The sequence below is a fragment of the Streptomyces aurantiacus genome (assembly GCF_027107535.1).
Lineage (GTDB): Bacteria > Actinomycetota > Actinomycetes > Streptomycetales > Streptomycetaceae > Streptomyces.
In genome coordinates this window covers 8318655-8338210 of record NZ_CP114283.1, presented here as the reverse complement: position 1 = coordinate 8338210, position 19556 = coordinate 8318655, and the positions used below count along the sequence as shown (strand labels likewise).

15 protein-coding genes are annotated in these 19556 nt (G+C 67.8%); 10 read left to right on the top strand and 5 right to left on the bottom strand.

What is annotated here, in order from left to right; genetic code table 11:
- The first annotated feature begins 167 nt into the window (after positions 1–167).
- The 7 genes from typA to O1Q96_RS38755 all read left to right on the top strand — a co-directional run bounded on the left by typA (position 168) and on the right by O1Q96_RS38755 (position 9321).
- Positions 168–2075: a translational GTPase TypA gene (typA, locus tag O1Q96_RS38785; RefSeq protein ID WP_269252563.1), complete on the top strand. Its 1908-nt coding sequence runs from the start codon at positions 168–170 to the stop codon at positions 2073–2075.
- A gap of 437 nt (positions 2076–2512) precedes the next feature.
- Complete coding sequence (locus tag O1Q96_RS38780; protein ID WP_269252562.1) at positions 2513–3550, top strand: ABC transporter permease; 1038 nt, start codon at positions 2513–2515, stop codon at positions 3548–3550.
- Between the two features lie 101 nt (positions 3551–3651).
- Complete coding sequence (locus O1Q96_RS38775; protein ID WP_269252561.1) at positions 3652–5457, top strand: ABC transporter substrate-binding protein; 1806 nt, start codon at positions 3652–3654, stop codon at positions 5455–5457.
- 105 nt (positions 5458–5562) lie between these two features.
- Positions 5563–6540: an ABC transporter permease gene (locus O1Q96_RS38770; RefSeq protein WP_269252560.1), complete on the top strand. Its 978-nt coding sequence runs from the start codon at positions 5563–5565 to the stop codon at positions 6538–6540.
- A 10-nt stretch (positions 6541–6550) separates the two neighbouring features.
- Positions 6551–7612, top strand: a complete 1062-nt coding sequence (locus tag O1Q96_RS38765) for an ABC transporter ATP-binding protein (RefSeq protein WP_269252559.1) — start codon at positions 6551–6553, stop codon at positions 7610–7612.
- A 12-nt stretch (positions 7613–7624) separates the two neighbouring features.
- Positions 7625–8737, top strand: a complete 1113-nt coding sequence (locus O1Q96_RS38760) for an ABC transporter ATP-binding protein (RefSeq protein WP_269252558.1) — start codon at positions 7625–7627, stop codon at positions 8735–8737.
- 209 nt (positions 8738–8946) lie between these two features.
- Positions 8947–9321 carry a VOC family protein gene (locus O1Q96_RS38755; protein ID WP_269252557.1) on the top strand — a complete coding sequence of 125 codons (375 nt, stop codon included), beginning with the start codon at positions 8947–8949 and terminating at the stop codon, positions 9319–9321.
- A gap of 12 nt (positions 9322–9333) precedes the next feature.
- On the opposite strand, the gene O1Q96_RS38750 is transcribed toward O1Q96_RS38755, so the two are convergent.
- From O1Q96_RS38750 to O1Q96_RS38730, 5 genes are all read right to left on the bottom strand, one after another.
- Positions 9334–10392, bottom strand: coding sequence for an ABC transporter ATP-binding protein (locus O1Q96_RS38750; protein WP_269252556.1), 1059 nt, complete (start codon positions 10390–10392; stop codon positions 9334–9336).
- Positions 10393–10418: 26 nt separating this feature from the next.
- Complete coding sequence (locus tag O1Q96_RS38745; RefSeq protein ID WP_269252555.1) at positions 10419–11444, bottom strand: ABC transporter ATP-binding protein; 1026 nt, start codon at positions 11442–11444, stop codon at positions 10419–10421.
- A 135-nt stretch (positions 11445–11579) separates the two neighbouring features.
- Entirely contained in the window at positions 11580–12563 is a 984-nt protein-coding gene (locus O1Q96_RS38740; protein WP_269252554.1) for an ABC transporter permease, read from the bottom strand.
- Between the two features lie 23 nt (positions 12564–12586).
- A complete protein-coding gene (locus tag O1Q96_RS38735; RefSeq protein ID WP_269252553.1) occupies positions 12587–14371 on the bottom strand; it encodes an ABC transporter substrate-binding protein in 1785 nt (594 codons plus the stop codon).
- A 150-nt stretch (positions 14372–14521) separates the two neighbouring features.
- Positions 14522–15553: an ABC transporter permease gene (locus O1Q96_RS38730; RefSeq protein WP_269252552.1), complete on the bottom strand. Its 1032-nt coding sequence runs from the start codon at positions 15551–15553 to the stop codon at positions 14522–14524.
- A gap of 370 nt (positions 15554–15923) precedes the next feature.
- Here O1Q96_RS38730 and O1Q96_RS38725 point away from each other — a divergent pair, with 370 nt between their 5' ends.
- Genes O1Q96_RS38725 through O1Q96_RS38715 form a run of 3 tightly spaced genes read left to right on the top strand, consistent with a single transcriptional unit; the run spans position 15924 to position 19551 of the window.
- The gene (locus tag O1Q96_RS38725; RefSeq protein WP_269252551.1) at positions 15924–17564 is read left to right on the top strand and encodes a peptide ABC transporter substrate-binding protein; all 1641 of its coding nucleotides are present in this window, start codon (positions 15924–15926) and stop codon (positions 17562–17564) included.
- A gap of 54 nt (positions 17565–17618) precedes the next feature.
- Entirely contained in the window at positions 17619–18542 is a 924-nt protein-coding gene (locus O1Q96_RS38720) for an ABC transporter permease (protein ID WP_269252550.1), read from the top strand.
- Positions 18535–19551 (top strand): ABC transporter permease, encoded by a 1017-nt coding sequence (locus tag O1Q96_RS38715; RefSeq protein WP_269252549.1) that lies wholly within the window; start codon positions 18535–18537, stop codon positions 19549–19551. The genes O1Q96_RS38720 and O1Q96_RS38715 overlap by 8 nt, the downstream gene beginning before the upstream one ends.
- Positions 19552–19556 lie beyond the last annotated feature (5 nt).

Genomic DNA, 19556 nt, shown 5'->3' with positions numbered 1-19556 from the left:
CGGCGCGACCAGCACCGACCGGCCGGGACCGAGGGCACCGGCCGGAGCCCTGTCGAGCCCCAGCGGCAGCGGGCCCGTACCATGGGGTAAGGCCGTGGCACGTTTCAGCCCGGCAAGGCCCCGCGCAGCGGATGGCCGTCCACTCACTCCGGGAGAAGCGCCTCAATATGGCCACGCGCCACGACATCCGCAACGTTGCCATCGTCGCCCACGTCGACCATGGCAAGACCACTCTGGTCGACGCCATGCTCAAGCAGGCCGGTGCCTTCGCCGCGCACGCCGCCGAGTCGCTCGACGACCGCATGATGGACTCGAACGACCTGGAACGTGAAAAGGGCATCACGATCCTGGCCAAGAACACGGCCGTGAAGTACCACCCGAAGGATGGCGGCGACGTCATCACGATCAACATCATCGACACCCCCGGTCACGCCGACTTCGGTGGCGAGGTCGAGCGCGGTCTGTCGATGGTGGACGCGGTCGTCCTCCTGGTGGACGCCTCCGAGGGGCCGCTGCCCCAGACCCGCTTCGTGCTGCGCAAGGCCCTCCAGGCCCGGCTGCCCGTCATCCTGTGCATCAACAAGACGGACCGCCCCGACTCGCGCATCGACGAGGTCGTGAACGAGGCCTACGACCTCTTCCTCGACCTGGACGCCGACGAGGAGCAGATCGAGTTCCCGATCGTCTACGCCTGTGCGCGTGACGGCGTCGCGTCGCTGACCAAGCCGGAGAACGGCACGGTCCCGGCCGACAGCGACAGCCTGGAGCCGTTCTTCTCCACGATCCTCTCGCACGTCCCGGCCCCCCAGTACGACGAGGAGGCCCCGCTCCAGGCGCACGTCACCAACCTGGACGCCGACAACTTCCTCGGCCGTATCGCGCTGCTCCGCGTCGAGCAGGGCGAGCTGCGCAAGGGCCAGACGGTCACGTGGATCAAGCGTGACGGCACGATGTCGAGCGTCCGCATCACCGAGCTGCTGATGACCGAGGCGCTCACCCGCAAGCCCGCCGAGAAGGCCGGCCCCGGTGACATCTGTGCCGTCGCGGGCATCCCGGACATCATGATCGGCGAGACCCTCGCCGACCCCGAGAACCCCATCGCGCTGCCGCTCATCACGGTCGACGAACCCGCGATCTCCATGACCATCGGTACCAACACCTCGCCGCTGGTCGGCCGCGGTGGCACCGGCAAGGGCGCGGAGAACAAGGCCGCGGTCAAGGACCGCAAGGTCACGGCCCGCCAGGTCAAGGACCGTCTGGACCGTGAGCTGGTCGGTAACGTCTCGCTGCGGGTCCTGGACACCGAGCGCCCCGACGCCTGGGAGGTGCAGGGCCGCGGTGAGCTGGCCCTGGCGATCCTGGTCGAGCAGATGCGCCGTGAGGGATTCGAGCTGACCATCGGCAAGCCGCAGGTGGTCACGCAGATCATCGACGGCAAGGTCCACGAGCCCGTCGAGCGCATGACGATCGACGTCCCCGAGGAGCACATGGGCGCGGTCACGCAGCTCATGGGTGTCCGCAAGGGCCGGATGGACAACATGTCCAACCACGGGTCCGGCTGGGTCCGCATGGAGTTCGTGGTGCCGTCCCGCGGCCTCATCGGCTTCCGTACGGAGTTCCTGACCGGCACGCGTGGCACGGGCATCGCCCACTCCATCCACGAGGGCCACGAGCCGTGGTTCGGCGTGCTGGCGACCCGTAACAACGGCTCGCTGGTCGCCGACCGCGCCGGCGCCGTCACCGCGTTCGCGATGACGAATCTCCAGGAGCGCGGCGTGCTCTTCACGGACCCCGGCACCGAGGTGTACGAGGGCATGATCGTCGGCGAGAACTCGCGCGCCGACGACATGGACGTGAACATCACCAAGGAGAAGAAGCTCACGAACATGCGGTCGTCGTCGGCCGACTCGTTCGAGGCGATCGTCCCGCCGCGCAAGCTCTCCCTGGAGCAGTCCCTGGAGTTCTGCCGCGACGACGAGTGTGTCGAGGTGACCCCGGAGTCCGTTCGCATCCGCAAGGTCAACCTGGACGGCCGCGAGCGTGCCCGCGCCGCGAGCCGCGCCAAGCACGGCTGACAAACAGGGTTCGACCTGCCTCTTCCGGCCCCGGGAACACGCTCCCGGGCCGGTGAGGGCCTCATCCGGACACCCGGTTCTTCGCACGGCGGGGAGCCGGGCCTTCGGTGTGCCCGTACGGCGAAACCGGTTCAGTTCGGGCGACGACGGGAACGACACGGCGGCGTTCGCATATCGGGCAATGCCCAATCAAGTTTCGGACACGTAAACGAAATTTTCCTCAATGATGTCCGTTTTGCCGGAGTCTCATCTCACCTGTCAAGCGCGCGTAGGTGTCATTCTCTGCAATTTTTGCTCAAAATTTCGACGGTAGGGAGATCCCTATGTCTTCCGCCCTTGACGCGCGTTGACCGACTTGGTGAAAGTTCCCTGAAACCACAGAACCTGCCGGTATCTGTGCTGCGCTCAACTCTCCATCCCCCGGGGGAAGAACAAAGATGACCAGTCCAACCAAGGCCGAGGGCTCCGGGCCGTCGGCGGCCTTGGACCCCGAGCTCGCGTCGAACACCGAGCCCGCCGAGGCCGAGAAGCTGGAAGGCCGTTCCCCCGGGCAGTTGATGTGGCATCGCTTCAAGCGAGACCGTACCGGAGTGATCTCCGCGTGCGTGGTGATTTTTTTCTTCGCGATCGCCGCCCTCGCCCCGGTCATCTCGTCGCTGTACGGCAAGAACCCCTACACGCTGTACGCACAGGAGCCCGACTACCCCTTCCTGCTCGACGACTTCGCCATGCCCACCGGCTCGTTCGGCGGGATGTCGGGCGACTTCTGGTTCGGGGTCGAGCCCAAGCTGGGGCGTGACGTGTTCACCATGCTGCTGTACGGCATGCGCACCTCGCTCTACATGGCTGTTCTGGTCACGGTGTTCAGCGTCCTGACGGGCGTCGTCATCGGCATGGTCAGCGGCTACTTCGGCGGCAAGGTCGACTACTGGCTCGGCCGGATCACCGACTTCTTCCTGGCCTTCCCGCAGCAGCTGTTCTTCATCGCCTTCATGCCGGTGGTCACCGCGCTGTTCGTCTCCCCGACGGACGAGACGCCCACCTATCTGCGCGCCGTGGCGATCATCCTGGTGATGTGGTTCCTCGGCTGGATGGGCATGGCCCGCCTGGTCCGCAGCTCCGTACTCTCCCTGCGGGAGAGGGAGTTCGTGGAGGCGGCGAAGGTCTCGGGAGCCTCTCCGTCGCGCATCGTGCGCAAGGAGATCCTGCCGAACATCGTCACGCCGATCCTCGTGCAGGGCACCTACATGCTGCCCAGTTCGATTCTCTCCATCGCGTTCCTCTCGTACGTCGGTGTGGGCTTCGTCGAGCCGACGCCGGACTGGGGCCGGATGTTCGCCATCGGGTCCGAGATCTATGAGCAGGACCCGATGTTCATGTTCTTCCCGGGCATCGCGATGGTGGTCTTCGTGCTCTGCTTCAACCTTCTCGGCGACTCCGTCCGGGACGCATTCGACCCCAAGACCGGACGCTAACCGTCCATTGGTGGGTGGGGGGGCTGCCACCCCCGTTCCGGGAGACCGGACCGTCAGGCAGCACTCGTGGACAACAATCGACAGGTAGGTGCATCGGCCTCATGAAGCCCATCAGAACGCGCACAGTGCGAGCCATAGCCGTCGCCATCGCAGCGGGGTCGCTGGTGCTGACCGGCTGCTCCAACGACAGTGGCAAGGGCAACGGCAAGGACGACTCCAAGTCCAAGGACGACGCCGCGTCGCAGTCGAAGCCTGTTGCCTACGGTGACGCCCAGGCGTCCAACGGTCCGGCCGAGCCGGTGGCCGGCGCCAAGACCGGCGGCACCATCAACGTCTACCAGCAGTCCGACCTGACCCACATGGACCCGGGCCAGATCTACGTCAGCGACGCCGGCCAGTTCGCCAACCTGATCCACCGCGGTCTGACGAACTTCCAGGAGGACGACAACGGCAACCTGACGGTCGTCGGTGACGTCGCCACCGACTCCGGCAAGTCGTCCGACGGCGGCAAGACCTGGACGTACACGCTCAAGGACGGCATCAAGGACGAGGACGGCAACGTCATCACGTCCGCCGACGTCCGCCACACCATCGAGCGGCAGTACTCGAAGGTCATCTTCGACGGTCCGACCTACGTCCAGAGCTGGCTCTCCGGCCCCGAATACCGCAAGGCGCTGCCCGACGGCCCGTACAAGGGCAAGCACCTTCCGGACTCCGTCCTGGAGACCCCGGACGACAAGACCGTCGTCTTCCACTTCAAGGTCGCCCAGCCGGACCTCCCGCAGGCCCTGGCCATGGCCGGTTACGCCATCGTGCCCGAGAAGCAGGACACGAAGGAGAAGTACGACAAGGCCCCGGCGGCGCTCGGCCCGTACAAGGTCGCGGAGTACAAGGCCGGCAAGTCCGTCAAGCTGGTCAAGAACGACCAGTGGGACGAGAAGACGGACTCGGTGCGCCACCAGTACGTCGACGGCTACAACTTCACCAACACCATCGACCAGGCCAGCCAGACCAAGCGCCTGATCGCCGACCAGGGCGAGGCCAAGAACGCCATCCAGTTCACGGACTCCGTGGACCCGGCCCAGCTGTCCTCGGTCATCGGCGACGCCGACGCGAAGAAGCGCACCATCCAGGGCTACCAGCCCTACGTCTGGTCGCTGACCTTCAACCTCGACAGCGCCAAGATGAAGGACAAGAAGGTTCGCGACGCGATCACCTACGCGATCCCGAACCAGTCCATGGTGCAGGCGGACGGTGGCCGGTACGGCGGCGAGGTCGCGGGTGGCCTGCTGGCCCCGACCCTGCCCGACTTCGACCCGAAGTACGACCCGTTCGGCAAGCTGAAGAAGCCCAACGGTGACCCGGCGAAGGCCAAGGCGCTGCTGAAGGAGGCCGGCTTCAAGCAGGGCACCAAGCTCAGCTACGCCTACTCCAACACCCCGCGTGGCCAGGCCCAGATGGTCATCATCAAGGACGCGCTGAACAAGCTCGGCTTCGATGTCCAGGCCAAGGAGATCGACCGCGCGACCTTCTACGAGCAGGTCGGCAAGCTCAAGAACCCGTACGACCTCTACATGACCGGCTGGGGCCAGGACTGGCCGTCCTCGTCCACGGTCATCACCCCCGTCTACGACGGCGAGCTGGTCGCCGATGGTGCGCCGAACTACTCGCACATCGACGACAAGCAGGTCAACGACCTCATCAAGAAGGCCGTGACGGAGGAGCCCGAGCAGGCGGCCAAGACGTGGGAAGCGGCTCACCACCGCATCGTGGAGGGCATCAACCCCGGCGCCCCGGTCTACTACTCGAAGCAGATCCAGCTCTACGGTTCGAACATCGGTGGTGCCCGGTACAGCACGGAGTCGAGCTACATCGACATCAACGACCTGTTCCTGAAGCAGCCGTAAACAGTCAGCTCGGCTGATCCGCGGGGGTGTGCGCCAGGCGGAGCGCACCCCCGCGGACGGTATCCCCCTCCTGCCGCCGCGTTTCGAAGAGAGCACCCACCCGCCATGCTTCAGTTCCTCATCCGCAGGCTGAGCGGCGCCGTCGTGATCATGTTCCTGATCGGCGCCTTCACGTTCTTCCTGTTCTATACGATCCCCCAGGACTTCGCGCAGCTGTCCTGCGGCAAGAACTGTTCCCCCGAGAACATCGCGGTCATCCGTGAGAACCTCGGCCTGGACAAGCCCATCACCACCCAGTTCTGGGAATTCATGATGGGTATCGTGTCCGGCCGGGACTTCCCGCAGGGACACTGCTCCGCCCCGTGTCTGGGTGTCTCCTTCGACAGCGGCGACTTCGTGTGGGACTCCATCATGGACCGCTTCCCGCTGACGCTCTCGCTGACCGTCGGCGGCCTGGTGATCTTCCTGCTGTTCGGCCTCGGTACGGGTCTGATGGCTGCCTGGAAGCGCGGTACGGTCATCGACAAGGTGGTCAGCGGCGCCTCGATGGTGCTCAGCTCGTTCCAGATCTACTTCCTGGGCCCGATCGTCCTTGGCATCCTGGTCTACCAGACCGGCTGGCTGGAGTTCCCCAAGTACGTCTCGTTCACGGACAACCCGGGTGACTGGTTCATGGGCATGCTGATCCCCTGGGCCGTGATGGCCACGATCTTCACCGCCCAGTACACGCGTATGGCCCGCTCGACGATGATCGAGCAGCTGCAGGAGGAGCACGTCCGTACGGCGCGCGCCAAAGGCATGCGGCAGCGGTACGTCTTCTTCCGGTACGCCTGGCGCGGTTCGCTCATCCCCATCGTCACCATCATCGGCATGGACCTCAGCGCGCTGCTCTCGGGCGCGGTGGTCACGGAGTTCACCTTCGACCTCGCCGGTATCGGGCGTCTGGCGGTCCAGGGTTCGCTGAGCAAGGACCTTCCGCTGACGATGGGCGTCATGCTGTTCGGGGCCTTCTTCATCCTGATCCTGAACATCATCGTGGACCTCGCCTACGCCTACATCGACCCGCGCGTGCGCCTCGCCTAGGAGAAATACCGTGACCACACTGACCAAGACCGAAGGCGAGAAGGCCCCGAGCGGGCCGGAGGCCTTCCTCTCGGTCCGCGACCTGCGCGTGCGGTTCTCCACTGAGGACGGCATCGTGAAGGCCGTCGACGGGCTCTCCTTCGACGTCGAACGCGGCAAGACACTGGGCATCGTGGGTGAGTCGGGCTCCGGCAAGTCCGTCACCAACCTGACCGTCCTCGGCCTGCACAACCCCAAGACCGCCACCGTCGAGGGCGAGATCGTCCTGGACGGCAAGGAACTGGTCACCGCGACCGAGAAGGAGATGGAGAAGCTTCGCGGCAACAAGGTCGCGATGATCTTCCAGGACCCGCTGACCGCGCTCTCGCCGTACTACACGGTGGGCCGGCAGATCGCGGAACCGTTCATGAAGCACACCGGCGCCTCCAAGAAGGAGGCGAAGGCGCGGGCCATCGAGATGCTCGACAAGGTCGGCATCCCGCAGCCCGCGATGCGCTTCAACGACTACCCGCACCAGTTCTCCGGCGGTATGCGCCAGCGCGCCATGATCGCCATGGCGCTGATCTGCGACCCCGACCTGCTGATCGCCGACGAGCCGACCACGGCCCTGGACGTGACGGTGCAGGCCCAGATCCTGGACCTGCTCAAGGACCTCCAGCAGGAGTTCGGTTCGGCGATCATCTTCATCACCCACGACCTCGGCGTCATCTCCAAGATGGCCGACGACCTGCTGGTGATGTACTCGGGGCGGGCTGTGGAACGCGGCAGCGTCCGCGAAGTGCTGCGCGCCCCCCAGCACCCGTACACCTGGGGCCTGCTGAGCTCGATGCCGCGACTCGGCGGTGACACGGCGCAGGCGCTCACCCCGATCCCGGGGTCTCCGCCCAGCCTGCTGAACCCGCCGTCGGGCTGCCCGTTCCACCCGCGGTGCGGCTTCACCTCCGAGGTCGGCGGAACGCGCTGCTCCAGTGACCGGCCGCAGCTGCCCGCGGGCCGCGGCGCCGCCTGTCACCTGGGCGATGAGCAGAAGTCGACCCTTTTCATCGAACAGATCAAGCCCCGGCTGGGCTAGGGAGAACGACACATGAGCGACAAACTCACCCTGCCGAAGCCGCAGGGCCCGGTGGACGGGGCGGCCGAGACGCTGCTCTCCGTCGAGGGCCTGACGAAACACTTCCCGATCTACGGCGGCTTCCCGATCAAGCGCAAGGTCGGAGCCGTACAGGCGGTGGACGGGGTCGACCTGACCGTCGGCGTCGGCGAGAGCGTCGGCCTGGTCGGCGAGTCCGGCTGCGGCAAGTCGACCACGGGCCGGCTCATCACCCGGCTCCTGGAACCGACCGCCGGAAAGATCACGTACGCGGGGCAGGACATCACGCACGCCTCGCGCAGGCAGATCGCCCCCGTGCGGTCCGAGATCCAGATGATCTTCCAGGACCCGTACTCGTCGCTGAACCCGCGGCAGACCGTCGGCACCATCATCAAGTCGCCGATGGAGGTCAACGGGATCAACCCGCCCGGTGGCCGCGAGACACGCGTACGCGAGCTGCTGGAACTGGTCGGCCTCAACCCCGAGCACTACAACCGCTTCCCGCACGAGTTCTCCGGCGGCCAGCGCCAGCGCATCGGCGTGGCCCGGGCCCTGGCGCTGAACCCGAAGCTGATCGTCGCGGACGAGCCGGTCTCCGCGCTCGACGTGTCGATCCAGGCGCAGGTCGTCAACCTGCTCCAGAAGGTCCAGGAAGAGATGGGCATCGCCTTCCTCTTCATCGCGCACGACCTGGCGATCGTCCGGCACTTCTCGCAGCGCCTCGCGGTGATGTACCTCGGCAAGATCGTGGAGGTCGGCGACCGGGACTCGATCTACAACCGGCCCCGCCACCCGTACACCCACGCCCTGCTGTCGGCGGTGCCGGAGGTCGCGCTCGACGACGAGACCGAGGACCGGGAGCGGATCCGGCTCTCCGGTGACGTTCCCTCGCCGATCCACCCGCCGTCCGGCTGCCGGTTCCGTACCCGGTGCTGGAAGGCCCAGGACAAGTGCGCCACGGAGGAGCCCCCGCTGGTGCAGATCTCGGGCAACCGCGAGGGCCACCTCACGGCGTGCCACTTCCCGGAGGACCCGACGACCGAGGCGCGCGGCGAGGACATCGTCCTCGACCCGGCGCTCGCGGCGCTGGAGAAGGACGCGGAGTAGGACTCGGGGCCACCGTCCCCGCGATCCCCGCTCCTCGAACGCCGGACGGGCTGAAGACCTGTCGGCCCGCGCCGGCGCCTTCAGCCCGTCCGACGTTCGAGGTCGAGGCCGGGGCCGTCCGGTCCGGCGGGGGAGCGGCCCTCAGGAGTGGACGGGGCGGGTGGGGGCCGCCCGGGCGAGAACCGTGACGAAGCTCCTGGAGGAGCCAGTTGGATCCCAGCATCCACAGCATCACCTTCGACTGCACTGGGGACCCGTACGATCTCGGGCTGTTCTGGAGCGAGCTGCTCGGCCGGCCCCTGGCCGACGACGACAAGCCCGGTGACCCGGAGGCACTGATCCAGGATCCGGCCGGCGGCCCGAGGCTGCTCTTCGTGCGGGTCCCGGAGGGCAAGACGGCCAAGAACCGTATCCACTTCGACCTGCGGCCGCAGGGACGCACCCGAGCGGCGGAGGTCGAGCGGGCCCTCGGTCTCGGGGCCCGGCTGATCGCGGACCGGACCCGCCCGGACGGCGGCGGCTGGGTCCTCCTGGCGGACCCCGAGGGCAACGAGTTCTGCGTGGAGCGGGGCGAGCAGGGCTGAGCCCCGCCCCGCTCAGGCCGCGATCCCGGGGCCCGAGGAGAGCCGGGGCCCGGGGACCGTGTCCCTGCCCTCCGGATGGTGGCAGGCCGTCAGGTGCCCCACCCCGTTCCCGTGGGCCCGCACCAGCGCCGGCACCTCCGAGGCGCACCTCTGCGTCGCCTTCCAGCAGCGCGTGCGGAACCGGCAGCCCGACGGCGGGTCGAGGGGTGAGGGCACGTCTCCCGTGAGGCGGATGCGTGCGCGGGCCGGGGCGCCACCGGACGCCGTCTCTGCGGTCGCCTCCGGTACGGCGGACAGCAGCGCCCGCGTGTACGGGTGGCGCGGGTTCGCGTACAGGTCGTCACGGTCGGCGGTCTCGACGATCCGGCCGAGGTACATCACGGCGACGCGCTGCGAGAAGTGCCGGACGATCGCCAGGTCGTGGGCGATGAAGACGAACGCGATGCCCAGGTCCTCCCGCAGGGTCTGCAGGAGGTTCACCACCTGGGCCTGGATCGACACGTCCAGGGCCGACACCGGCTCGTCCGCGACGATCAGTCTCGGGTTCAGCGCCAGGGCCCGGGCCACGCCGATGCGCTGGCGCTGACCGCCGGAGAACTCGTGCGGGAAGCGGTTGTAGTGCTCGGGGTTGAGGCCGACGGTCTCCAGCAGTTCGTGCACGCGCCGCTCGCGGCCGCCGGGCGGGTCGATGCCGTTGATCTCCATGGGCCCGGAGACGATCCGTCCGACCGTGTGCCGGGGGTTCAACGAGGCGTACGGGTCCTGGAAGATCATCTGGATCTCGGAGCGGACCGGTGCCAGCTCCTTGCGGCCGGCGTGCGTGATGTCCTGGCCGCGGTACGTGATCTTCCCGGCGGTCGGTTCCAGGAGCCGGGTGATGAGTCGGCCCGTGGTCGACTTGCCGCAGCCGGACTCGCCGACCAGGCCCAGGCTCTCGCCCTCGGCGACCCGGAGATCGAGCCCGTCGACGGCCCGGACCGCGCCGACCGTGCGGCGGAGGGGGAAGCCGCCCCGCACCGGGAAGTGTTGGGTGAGCCCGGTGACCTCCAGCAGGGGGTTCGTGCTGCTCATGAACGTGAAGTCCCATCTCTCGCGGGTCAGTTGGGCTGCGGCGTCGCGTAGTCGGTGAAGAACTCCCGGCGCTGCCCGGCGCTGAGGTGGCAGGCGGCGCCGCGCCCGGCGGTGATGCGCAACTCGGGGCTGTCCGTGGCACACAGTCCCGCGTGGACCTTCTCCACGAACGCGCACCGCGGGTGGAAGCGGCAGCCCGACGGCGGGTTGAGGAGGGAGGGCGGCAGGCCGGGGATCGGCGACAGCGGCACGTCGACCGGCCCGTCGAGGCTCGGCATCGAGCCGAGCAGGCCCCAGGTGTACGGGTGCTGGGGTGTGCGCAGCACTTCGCTCCGCGTGCCCCGCTCCACGCAGCGGCCGCCGTACATCACCAGTACCTCGTCGGCGACGTGGGAGATGACCCCCAGGTCGTGGGTGATGAAGACGATCGCCGTGCCGAACTCCTGCTGGAGGTCCTTGAGCAGGTCCATGATCTGCGCCTGGACCGTCACGTCGAGCGCGGTGGTCGGCTCGTCCGCGATCAGCAGCCGTGGATCGCAGACCAGGGCCATGGCGATCATCGCGCGCTGGCGCATCCCGCCGGAGAACTGGTGCGGGTAGTCGTCCACCCGCAGGTCGGGCTGCGGGATGCCGACGCGTCTGAGCATCTCCACCGCCCGCGAGCGTGCCGCGTGCCGGGACGCCCCGGTGTGCTTGCGGTACGTCTCGCCGATCTGCTTCCCGATCGTGTGGAACGGCGAGAGCGAGGCCAGCGCGTCCTGGAAGATCATCGACATGGTGTTGCCGCGCAGCCGCTCCAGCTGCCGCTCGGTCGCGGTCAGCAGGTCCTTGCCGTCGAGCAGGATCTCGCCGTCCACCGCGGTGTGTTCGCGGTCGTGCAGGCCGAGGATCGCCAGGTTGGTGACGGACTTGCCCGAGCCGGACTCGCCCACGATGCCGAGCGTCCTGCCCTCGGCCAGGTCGAAGGAGAGCCCGTCGACGGCTCTGACGACACCGTCCTCGGTGGAGAAGTGGACGCGCAGGTCGCGCACGGAGAGGAAGGGAGTGCTCATGGGGCTGTCTCTCCAGATGGTCGGACGGATCCGGCGAGGGGCCGGTGCGGAGCGCCCCGAAGGGGCGCGGGGAACTGTGCGACCGGCCACGACGGTCCCGCAGCCGGCGAACCGCCCGCTGCGGCGCAGCAGCGCCTACGCGAGCCGGACCCGCGGGTCGATGAGGGCGTAGACGGCGTCGACGACGATGTTGGCGACGACGATCGCGGCGGCCGCGGTGAGGACCACGCCGAGCAGCAGCGGCAGGTCGTTGTCCCGTACGGCCTTGATGGACAGGGCGCCGATGCCGTGCAGGCCGAAGGTCTCCTCGGTGATGATCGCGCCGCCGAGGAGGTAGCCGATGTCGAGCCCGAGGATCGTGACGATCGGGCCCATCGCACCCCGCCAGGCGAACCGGAAGAAGACCGTCCGGCGGGAGAGGCCCTTGGCGCGCGCGGTGCGCACGTAGTCCTCGTTCAGGGTCTCCACCAGCTGGGAGCGGGTCATCCGGGTGTAGTTGGCGGTGAAGATCAGCGCGAGGACCAGCCAGGGCAGCAGCAGGCCCTTGAACCACGCGGCCGGATCCTGGGTGAACCCCACGCTGTCCTGCGGCCGGGGCAGCAGATGCCACTGGTCGGAGAGGTAGTACATCGCGACCACGCCGACGATGTAGATCTGCAGCGACGAGCCGACCAGCGAGGCGGAGGACGCGATCTTGTCCAGCGGCCTGCCCTGCTTGACCGCCGCGATCATTCCGGTGCCCACCCCGAAGACCACGAACACGACCGTGCTGCCCAGCGAGAGCGAGAGCGTCGTCGGGAAGCGGTCGGTGATCAGGCCGAGCACCGGCTCGTGGTTGGTGAACGAGTAGCCGAGGCACGGGGCGGGGCAGTGCCCGAGCCCCGTGTAGTCGCGGCCGGCGAACACGCCGACGAGCCAGTGCCAGTACTGGACCGGCAGGGGGTCGGAGATCCCGAGGTTGTGCCGGACCAGCGCGAGTGTCTGCGGCGTGCACAGCTTGCCGCAGGCGGCGCGCGCCGGGTCACGGGGGGCGACGTAGAAGAGCACGAAGGTGAGGGCGCTGATGATCAGGAGGATCAGCAGCGCGCCGAGCGTCCGGCGGACGAGGAAACGGAACATGGCGATGCGATTCCCTGGTGGCCTCAGGCCTTGGCGTAGAGCTTGTAGAGGATGAACGCCGAGAACAGCGGGTCGAACTCGCCCCCGCCCACCTTGGATCCGTACAGGTAGTAGCGCCGCTGGTACGTCTCGGGGATGATCGGCGCCTCCTCCGCCATGATCCGGCGGTCCAGCGCCGCCCAGGACGCGTTGGCCCTGGTGGCGTCCGTGATGACGGCGTTCTTCTTGATCGCCGTGTTGACCCAGCTCACGTTCAGCTGCGAGACGTTGTTGGCGCCGTTGGCGATCGTGGTGCCGTCGAAGAGGGGCTGGATGAGGGTGTAGCCGGTCGGCCAGTCGGGGGACCAGCCGAACCACATCACGTCGAACTGGTTGTCGATCTGCTGGACCTGGTCGTAGTAGCTGGTCGACTCGACGGGCTTCACGACCGGATCGAAGCCGGCCTCCTTCAGGGCGTTCGCGATGACGACCTTGGTCTTGTCGTACGCGTCGTTCGCACCCTGCGGATACGTGTAGACGATCTTCTGGCCGAGCTTCCCGGCCTCCTTCAGCAGGGCCTTCGCCTTCGCCGTGTCACCCTGCGGCTTGGCCAGCTTGCCGTACACGTCGAACTTCACCCGCCCCGCGATGTCCGGGGACAGGATGGTGGTGGCGTACTCGCCCGCGGACGGGCCGCCGTAGATCCGGCGGATCTGCTCCAGCGGCCAGGCGTGGTTGAGCGCCTGGCGCACCTTGACGTCCTTGATGCGTTTGCAGTTGATGGCGTAGTAGTAGAGGCCGGTCAGCAGGCCGTCGACGGTACGGGCCTTCAGGTCGGCCGTGCCGAGCACCTTCTGGATGCGCTCGGCCGGTACCCCGCTGTAGGCCATGACCGCGTACTGGTCGTCCCCGGAGTCGGCGATCAGCCGGTCCGTGGCCTGCAGCCCCTCGGGACCGAACTCGAAGACGAAGGAGTCCGGGCAGGCGTTGCGGATCGCGTCCGTCGCCGGGTCCCAGTGGGTGTTGCGCACCAGGGTCAGCGACTTGTCGACGGAGTGCTGCTTGACGCGGTACGGGCCGCAGGAGAACGGGTCCTTGTCGTACTTCTCCTTGGTGTCGTGCTTGACGGGCACGGCGCCGTAGGAGTGCATGGCGAGGGTCCAGTTGAGGTCCGGACGGGCCGTCTTCAGGTGGAAGGTGATGGTCTTCTTCGCGGCGTCCGTGACGACCGAGCTGAGGTGCTTGCCGCCGTACGGGCCCTTGTAGACCGAGCGGAAGTCGTTCGTGCCGGTCAGCGCCGACTGGAGGTAGGTGGCGCCCTCGGTGGTGAAACTCGCGAAGCCGCGCTCGATGCCGTGGCGTACGTCGTCCACGGTGAGCTCGCTGCCGTCCTCCCACTTCAGGCCGTCCTTCAGCGTGAAGGTCCACGTCCTGCCGCCGTCGGACATGGTGCCGGTGTCGGTGGCCAGGTCGCCGACGAGCTTCATGCCACCGCCCGGGGCGATCTTGTAGCCGGTCAGGCAACGGATGTAGAGGTTGCCGACCGTGGAGTTCCACGAGTAGTAGATGCGCTGCGGGTCGAGGTGCGAGAAGTCGTCCGGGCCGATCGCGTGGATCGTGCCGCCCTTGCGTGAGCCGGTGATCTCGGGGGCGGGCCCGGTGGAGTCGTCCGCCGTGCCGATGGTCACCGCGGAGTACTTGGCGGTGCCGGCCGAGCCACTGCCTCCCGTACCGCCACCGCCCCCACCGCTGCTGCACGCGGAAAGGACCATCGACCCACCGGCCGCGACCGAGGTCGCGATGACGAAGTTTCTACGCGAAAGAGACATGGGTGTCCTGCCTGAATCAGGGAGAAGGGAGAAGGGAGAAGGGAGGGCGCCCCCATCGGGGGCGCGGGGCTGTATCGATGTGCGGCTGCGCAGCGTGGTCGCGATCAGCCACGACGAACCCGCGGGTCCGGGACGGCCTGTCCGGCGGAGCTACCGGCGTCGGGTCCTGGGATCCAGCGCATCCCGAACGGAGTCGCCGAGAAGGTTGAAGGCGATCACGAAGATCACCATCGCCAGGCCGGGGAAGAGCATGTAGGTGATGTCGATCTGGTAGACCTGCGCCCCGCGCTGGATCATCACGCCCCAGTCGGGCGTCGGGTCGCTGAGCCCGACCCCGAGGAAGGCGAGGGCCGCCTCCGTGGTGACGTACATGGGCAGCGCGAGGGTCGCCTGGATGAGGATCGGCGTCCACAGGTTGGGCAGCAGCTCCTTGAAGATGATCCGGGCCGGTGAGGCGCCGGTGACCTTGGACGCCTCCACGAACTCCCGCTCGCGCAGGGCCAGTACCTCGCCCCGCAGCAGTCTGGCGATGGGCGCCCAGCCGAACGCGGTCATCACCGAGATCAGACTGACCACCGTGAGCCAGGTCGGTGTGTTGTCCTCCGGCGAGACCAGGATCGAGATCATCACGGGCCAGAAGGCGATGAAGAAGAGCGTGGAGGGGAAGGCCAGCAGGATGTCGATGACCCGGCCGACCAGGTAGTCGGTCCGGCCGCCGAGATAGCCGGCCGTCAGCCCGACGACGATGCCCAGCAGGGTGACCAGCAGGGTCGTCACCGTGGCGATCAGCAGCGAGTTGCGGATGCCGTAGAGAAGCAGGGTGAAGACGTCCCGCCCGAGCTGCGGTTCGACGCCGAACCAGAAGTCGCCGCTGATACCGCCGTTGGGCCGGACGGGAAACCCGAAGTCGTTGAGCAGGCCCGCCGTGTTCTGGCCGTACGTCGTGTACGGGTCCTTGCCGTACACCCTGGCGATCAGCGGGGCGCCGACTCCGGCGACGAAGAAGAACAGCACGACGTAGGCCGAGACGACGCCCGTGCGGTCGCGCCGGAAGCGCAGCCAGGCGAGCCGGCCGGGGGAGCGGCTGTCACCGCCCCGAGGAGGGGGCGCGGGTGGGGTGCGTACGGCGGTGTCGGCCACCGCCGTGGGTGGGGCGGCCGCGGAGGGCGTAGGGGAGGTCATGGTGCTCCTGGCCCGAATTGATGGGGGTCGACAGGCTTCGACCCACGGGCTAGCGCGACCATTTCAACGCCGTTCGCCCGGCGTCAATGAATCGTTGACGCCCTTGATCTGGTCTTTTGCAGTTTGACCCGGGGCTGGTCGCCGCTTGGCCCGGCTTGGGAGTGCCATGACCAAAGTGCGGTTCGCTATGCGGTCCACGTGTCGCGCCATGCGTGCGTCCGTCAGGGGCGCGCGATGCGTACATCCGGCGGATGCCTCCACCCGGAAGGAGGGAGTGAATGTGCGCTATGAGAATTCTGGACCGATATTGGGCGCTAAAGGCTTATGGCTACGGCGCCGGAGCCGCAGCGCACCGAAGAGGAGGCACTCCATGCGTGGAGCCACGCACGCCAGATGGGCCGCATGCGCGGCGGCGGTAGCGCTCGCCGCGACGGCCTGTGGGGACGACGGGGGTGGCGACAGCGGCGGCAGCGGCGACGGCTCCGGCATCCTCAGTTCCTCGTGGGGCGACCCGCAGAACCCCCTGGAGCCGGCGAACACCAACGAGGTGCAGGGCGGCAAGGTCCTCGACATGCTCTTCCGCGGTCTCAAGCGCTACGACGCCAAGACCGGCAAGGCCAACGACATGCTCGCGGAGAAGATCGAGACCACGGACTCCCAGAACTTCACCGTCACCGTCAGGAGCGGCTGGACCTTCAGCAACGGCGAGCCCGTCACCGCCAAGTCGTTCGTGGACGCCTGGAACTACGGCGCCGGCCTCAAGAACAACCAGAAGAACGCGTACTTCTTCGGGTACATCGACGGCTACGACAAGGTCCACCCCGAGGACGGCGGCAAACAGACCGCCGACACCCTCTCCGGTCTGAAGGTCACCGGCGAGAACACCTTCACGGTCAAGCTCAACCAGAAGTTCTCGACCTTCCCCGACACCCTCGGCTACGCGGCCTTCTCGCCGCTGCCCAAGGCGTTCTTCGACGACCACGACGCCTGGCTGAAGAAGCCGGTCGGCAACGGCCCGTACGTCGTCGACTCGTACGCCAAGGGCTCGGTGATGAAGATGCGCAAGTGGGGCGAGTACCCCGGCGAGGACAAGGCCCGCAACGGCGGAGTGGACCTCAAGGTCTACACCGACAACAACACCGCCTACACGGACCTGATGGCCGGCAACCTCGACCTCGTCGACGACGTGCCCGCCTCCCAGCTCAAGAACGCCAAGAGCGACCTCGGCGACCGGTACATCAACACGCCCGCGGGCATCATCCAGACCCTCGCCTTCCCGTTCTACGACAAGGCCTGGGACAAGGACGGCATGGAGAAGGTCCGCACGGGCCTGTCCCGGGCCATCGACCGCAAGCAGATCACCGAGACCATCTTCCAGAAGACACGGACCCCCGCCACCGACTGGACCTCGCCCGTCCTCGGCGAGGCGGGCGGCTTCAAGGAGGGGCTGTGCGGTGACGCCTGCGAGTACGACCCCGACGAGGCCAAGAAGCTGATCGAGGAGGGCGGCGGGCTGCCCGGCGGCCAGGTCAAGATCTCGTACAACGCGGACACCGGCTCCCACAAGGAGTGGGTGGACGCCGTCTGCAACTCCGTCAACAACGCGCTGGACAACGACAAGGCCTGCGTCGGCAACCCCGTCGGCACCTTCGCCGACTTCCGCAACCGGATCACCCAGTCCAAGATGTCGGGCCCCTTCCGGGCCGGCTGGCAGATGGACTACCCGCTGATCCAGAACTTCCTGCAGCCGCTGTACTACACCAACGCCTCGTCCAACGACGGCAAGTGGACCAGCGCCGAGTTCGACAAGCTCGTCGACGAGGCCAACGCGGAGACCGACCAGGCCAAGGCCGTCGAGCTGTTCCAGCAGGCCGAGGAGGTCCTGCGGGACGACATGGGCGCCATCCCGCTCTGGTACCAGAACGGCAGCGCCGGCTACTCGCAGCGGATCACCGACGTGGCGCTGAACCCGTTCAGCCTCCCCGTCTACAACGAGATCAAGGTCAGCTGAGCCGCGGGGGCACCCGTCGGCACACGGGTGCCCCCGCCTACATCCGGAGCCCTCATGGGACGGTACGTGATCCGGCGTCTGCTGCAGATGATCCCGGTCTTCTTCGGCGCCACCCTGTTGATCTTCCTGATGGTGAACGTGATGGGCGACCCCATCGCGGGCCTGTGCGGCGACCGGGAGTGCGACCCCGCCACGGCCGCCCAGTTGCGCAAGGAGTTCGGCCTCGACAAGCCCGTGTGGCAGCAGTACGCGACCTACATGGGGAACGTCTTCACCGGCGACTTCGGCACCGCGTTCAACGGGCAGGAGGTCACCGAGCTGATGTCGACCGCCTTCCCGGTCACCATCCGGCTCACCGTCGTGGCGATCCTCTTCGAGGTCGTCATCGGCATCACGCTGGGCGTCGTCACCGGACTGCGCCGCGGCCGTCCCGTCGACACCGGCGTCCTGCTGGTCACCCTGGTCGTCATCTCCGTGCCGACCTTCGTCACCGGTCTGCTGCTCCAGCTGCTGCTCGGTGTCGAGTGGGGCTGGATCAGTCCGTCCGTCTCCCCGGAGGCCCCCTTCAACGAGCTGATCGTGCCGGGCCTGGTCCTCGCGTCCGTCTCCCTCGCGTACGTGACCCGGCTGACCCGGACGTCCATCGCGGAGAACCGGCGCGCCGACTACGTCCGTACGGCCGTCGCCAAGGGCCTGCCCCGGCGCCGGGTCATCACCCGGCACCTGCTGCGCAACTCGCTGATCCCGGTGGTCACCTTCATCGGCACCGACATCGGCGCCCTGATGGGCGGCGCGATCGTCACCGAGCGGATCTTCAACATCCACGGCGTCGGCTTCCAGCTCTACCAGGGCATCCTGCGCCAGAACACCCAGACCGTCGTCGGCTTCGTGACCGTCCTCGTCCTCGTCTTCCTGATGGCCAACCTGCTGGTCGACCTTCTGTACGCCGTACTCGACCCGAGGATCCGCTATGCCTGAACCGATGCCGCCCGAGCCGCACCTGTCGGGCGGGGGCCGCGCCCCGGAGGACGGTGCCATCGCCGCGACGGGCATGGGCGGCGCGATGGACCTGGCGACCCAGGAGGCCACCTCGCTGGAGAAGACCCCCGGCGGTCCGCACGGGCCGGAGCCCTCGGACGGACGGGCCCGCTCCCTGTGGTCCGACGCCTGGCGCGACCTGCGGCGCAACCCCGTCTTCATCATCTCCGGGCTCGTCATCCTGTTCCTGCTCTTCATCTCCCTGTGGCCCTCGGTGATCGCCTCCGGCAACCCCCTCAAGTGCGACCTCGCCAAGGCCCAGGAGGGCTCCCAGCCGGGGCACCCCTTCGGCTACAACGGCCAGGGCTGCGACGTCTACACCCGCACGGTGTACGGGGCCCGGGTGTCCGTCACCGTCGGTGTGTGCGCCACGCTCGGGGTCGCGATCCTCGGCTCGCTGCTCGGTGGCCTCGCCGGGTTCTTCGGCGGGGCCTCGGACGCGATCCTCTCCCGCGTCACCGACATCTTCTTCGCGATCCCCGTCGTACTCGGCGGCCTGGTGCTGCTCTCCGTGGTCACCAGCTCCACGGTCTGGCCGGTGATCGGCTTCATGGTGCTGCTCGGCTGGCCGCAGCTCTCCCGCATCGCCCGCGCGTCCGTCATCTCCACCAAGCAGAACGACTACGTCCAGGCCGCCCGCGCGCTGGGCGCCTCCAACTCCCGGATGATGCTGCGGCACATCACGCCCAACGCCATCGCCCCGGTCATCGTCGTCGCGACCATCGCGCTCGGTACGTACATCTCGCTGGAGGCGACCCTGTCCTACCTCGGTGTCGGGCTGAAGCCGCCCACGGTGAGCTGGGGCATCGACATCTCCTCGGCGTCCCAGTACATCCGCACGGCGCCGCACGCGCTGCTCTGGCCGGCCGGCGCCCTCGCTGTCACCGTCCTCGCGTTCATCATGCTCGGCGACGCGGTGCGCGACGCCCTCGACCCGAAGCTGAGGTGACCGCC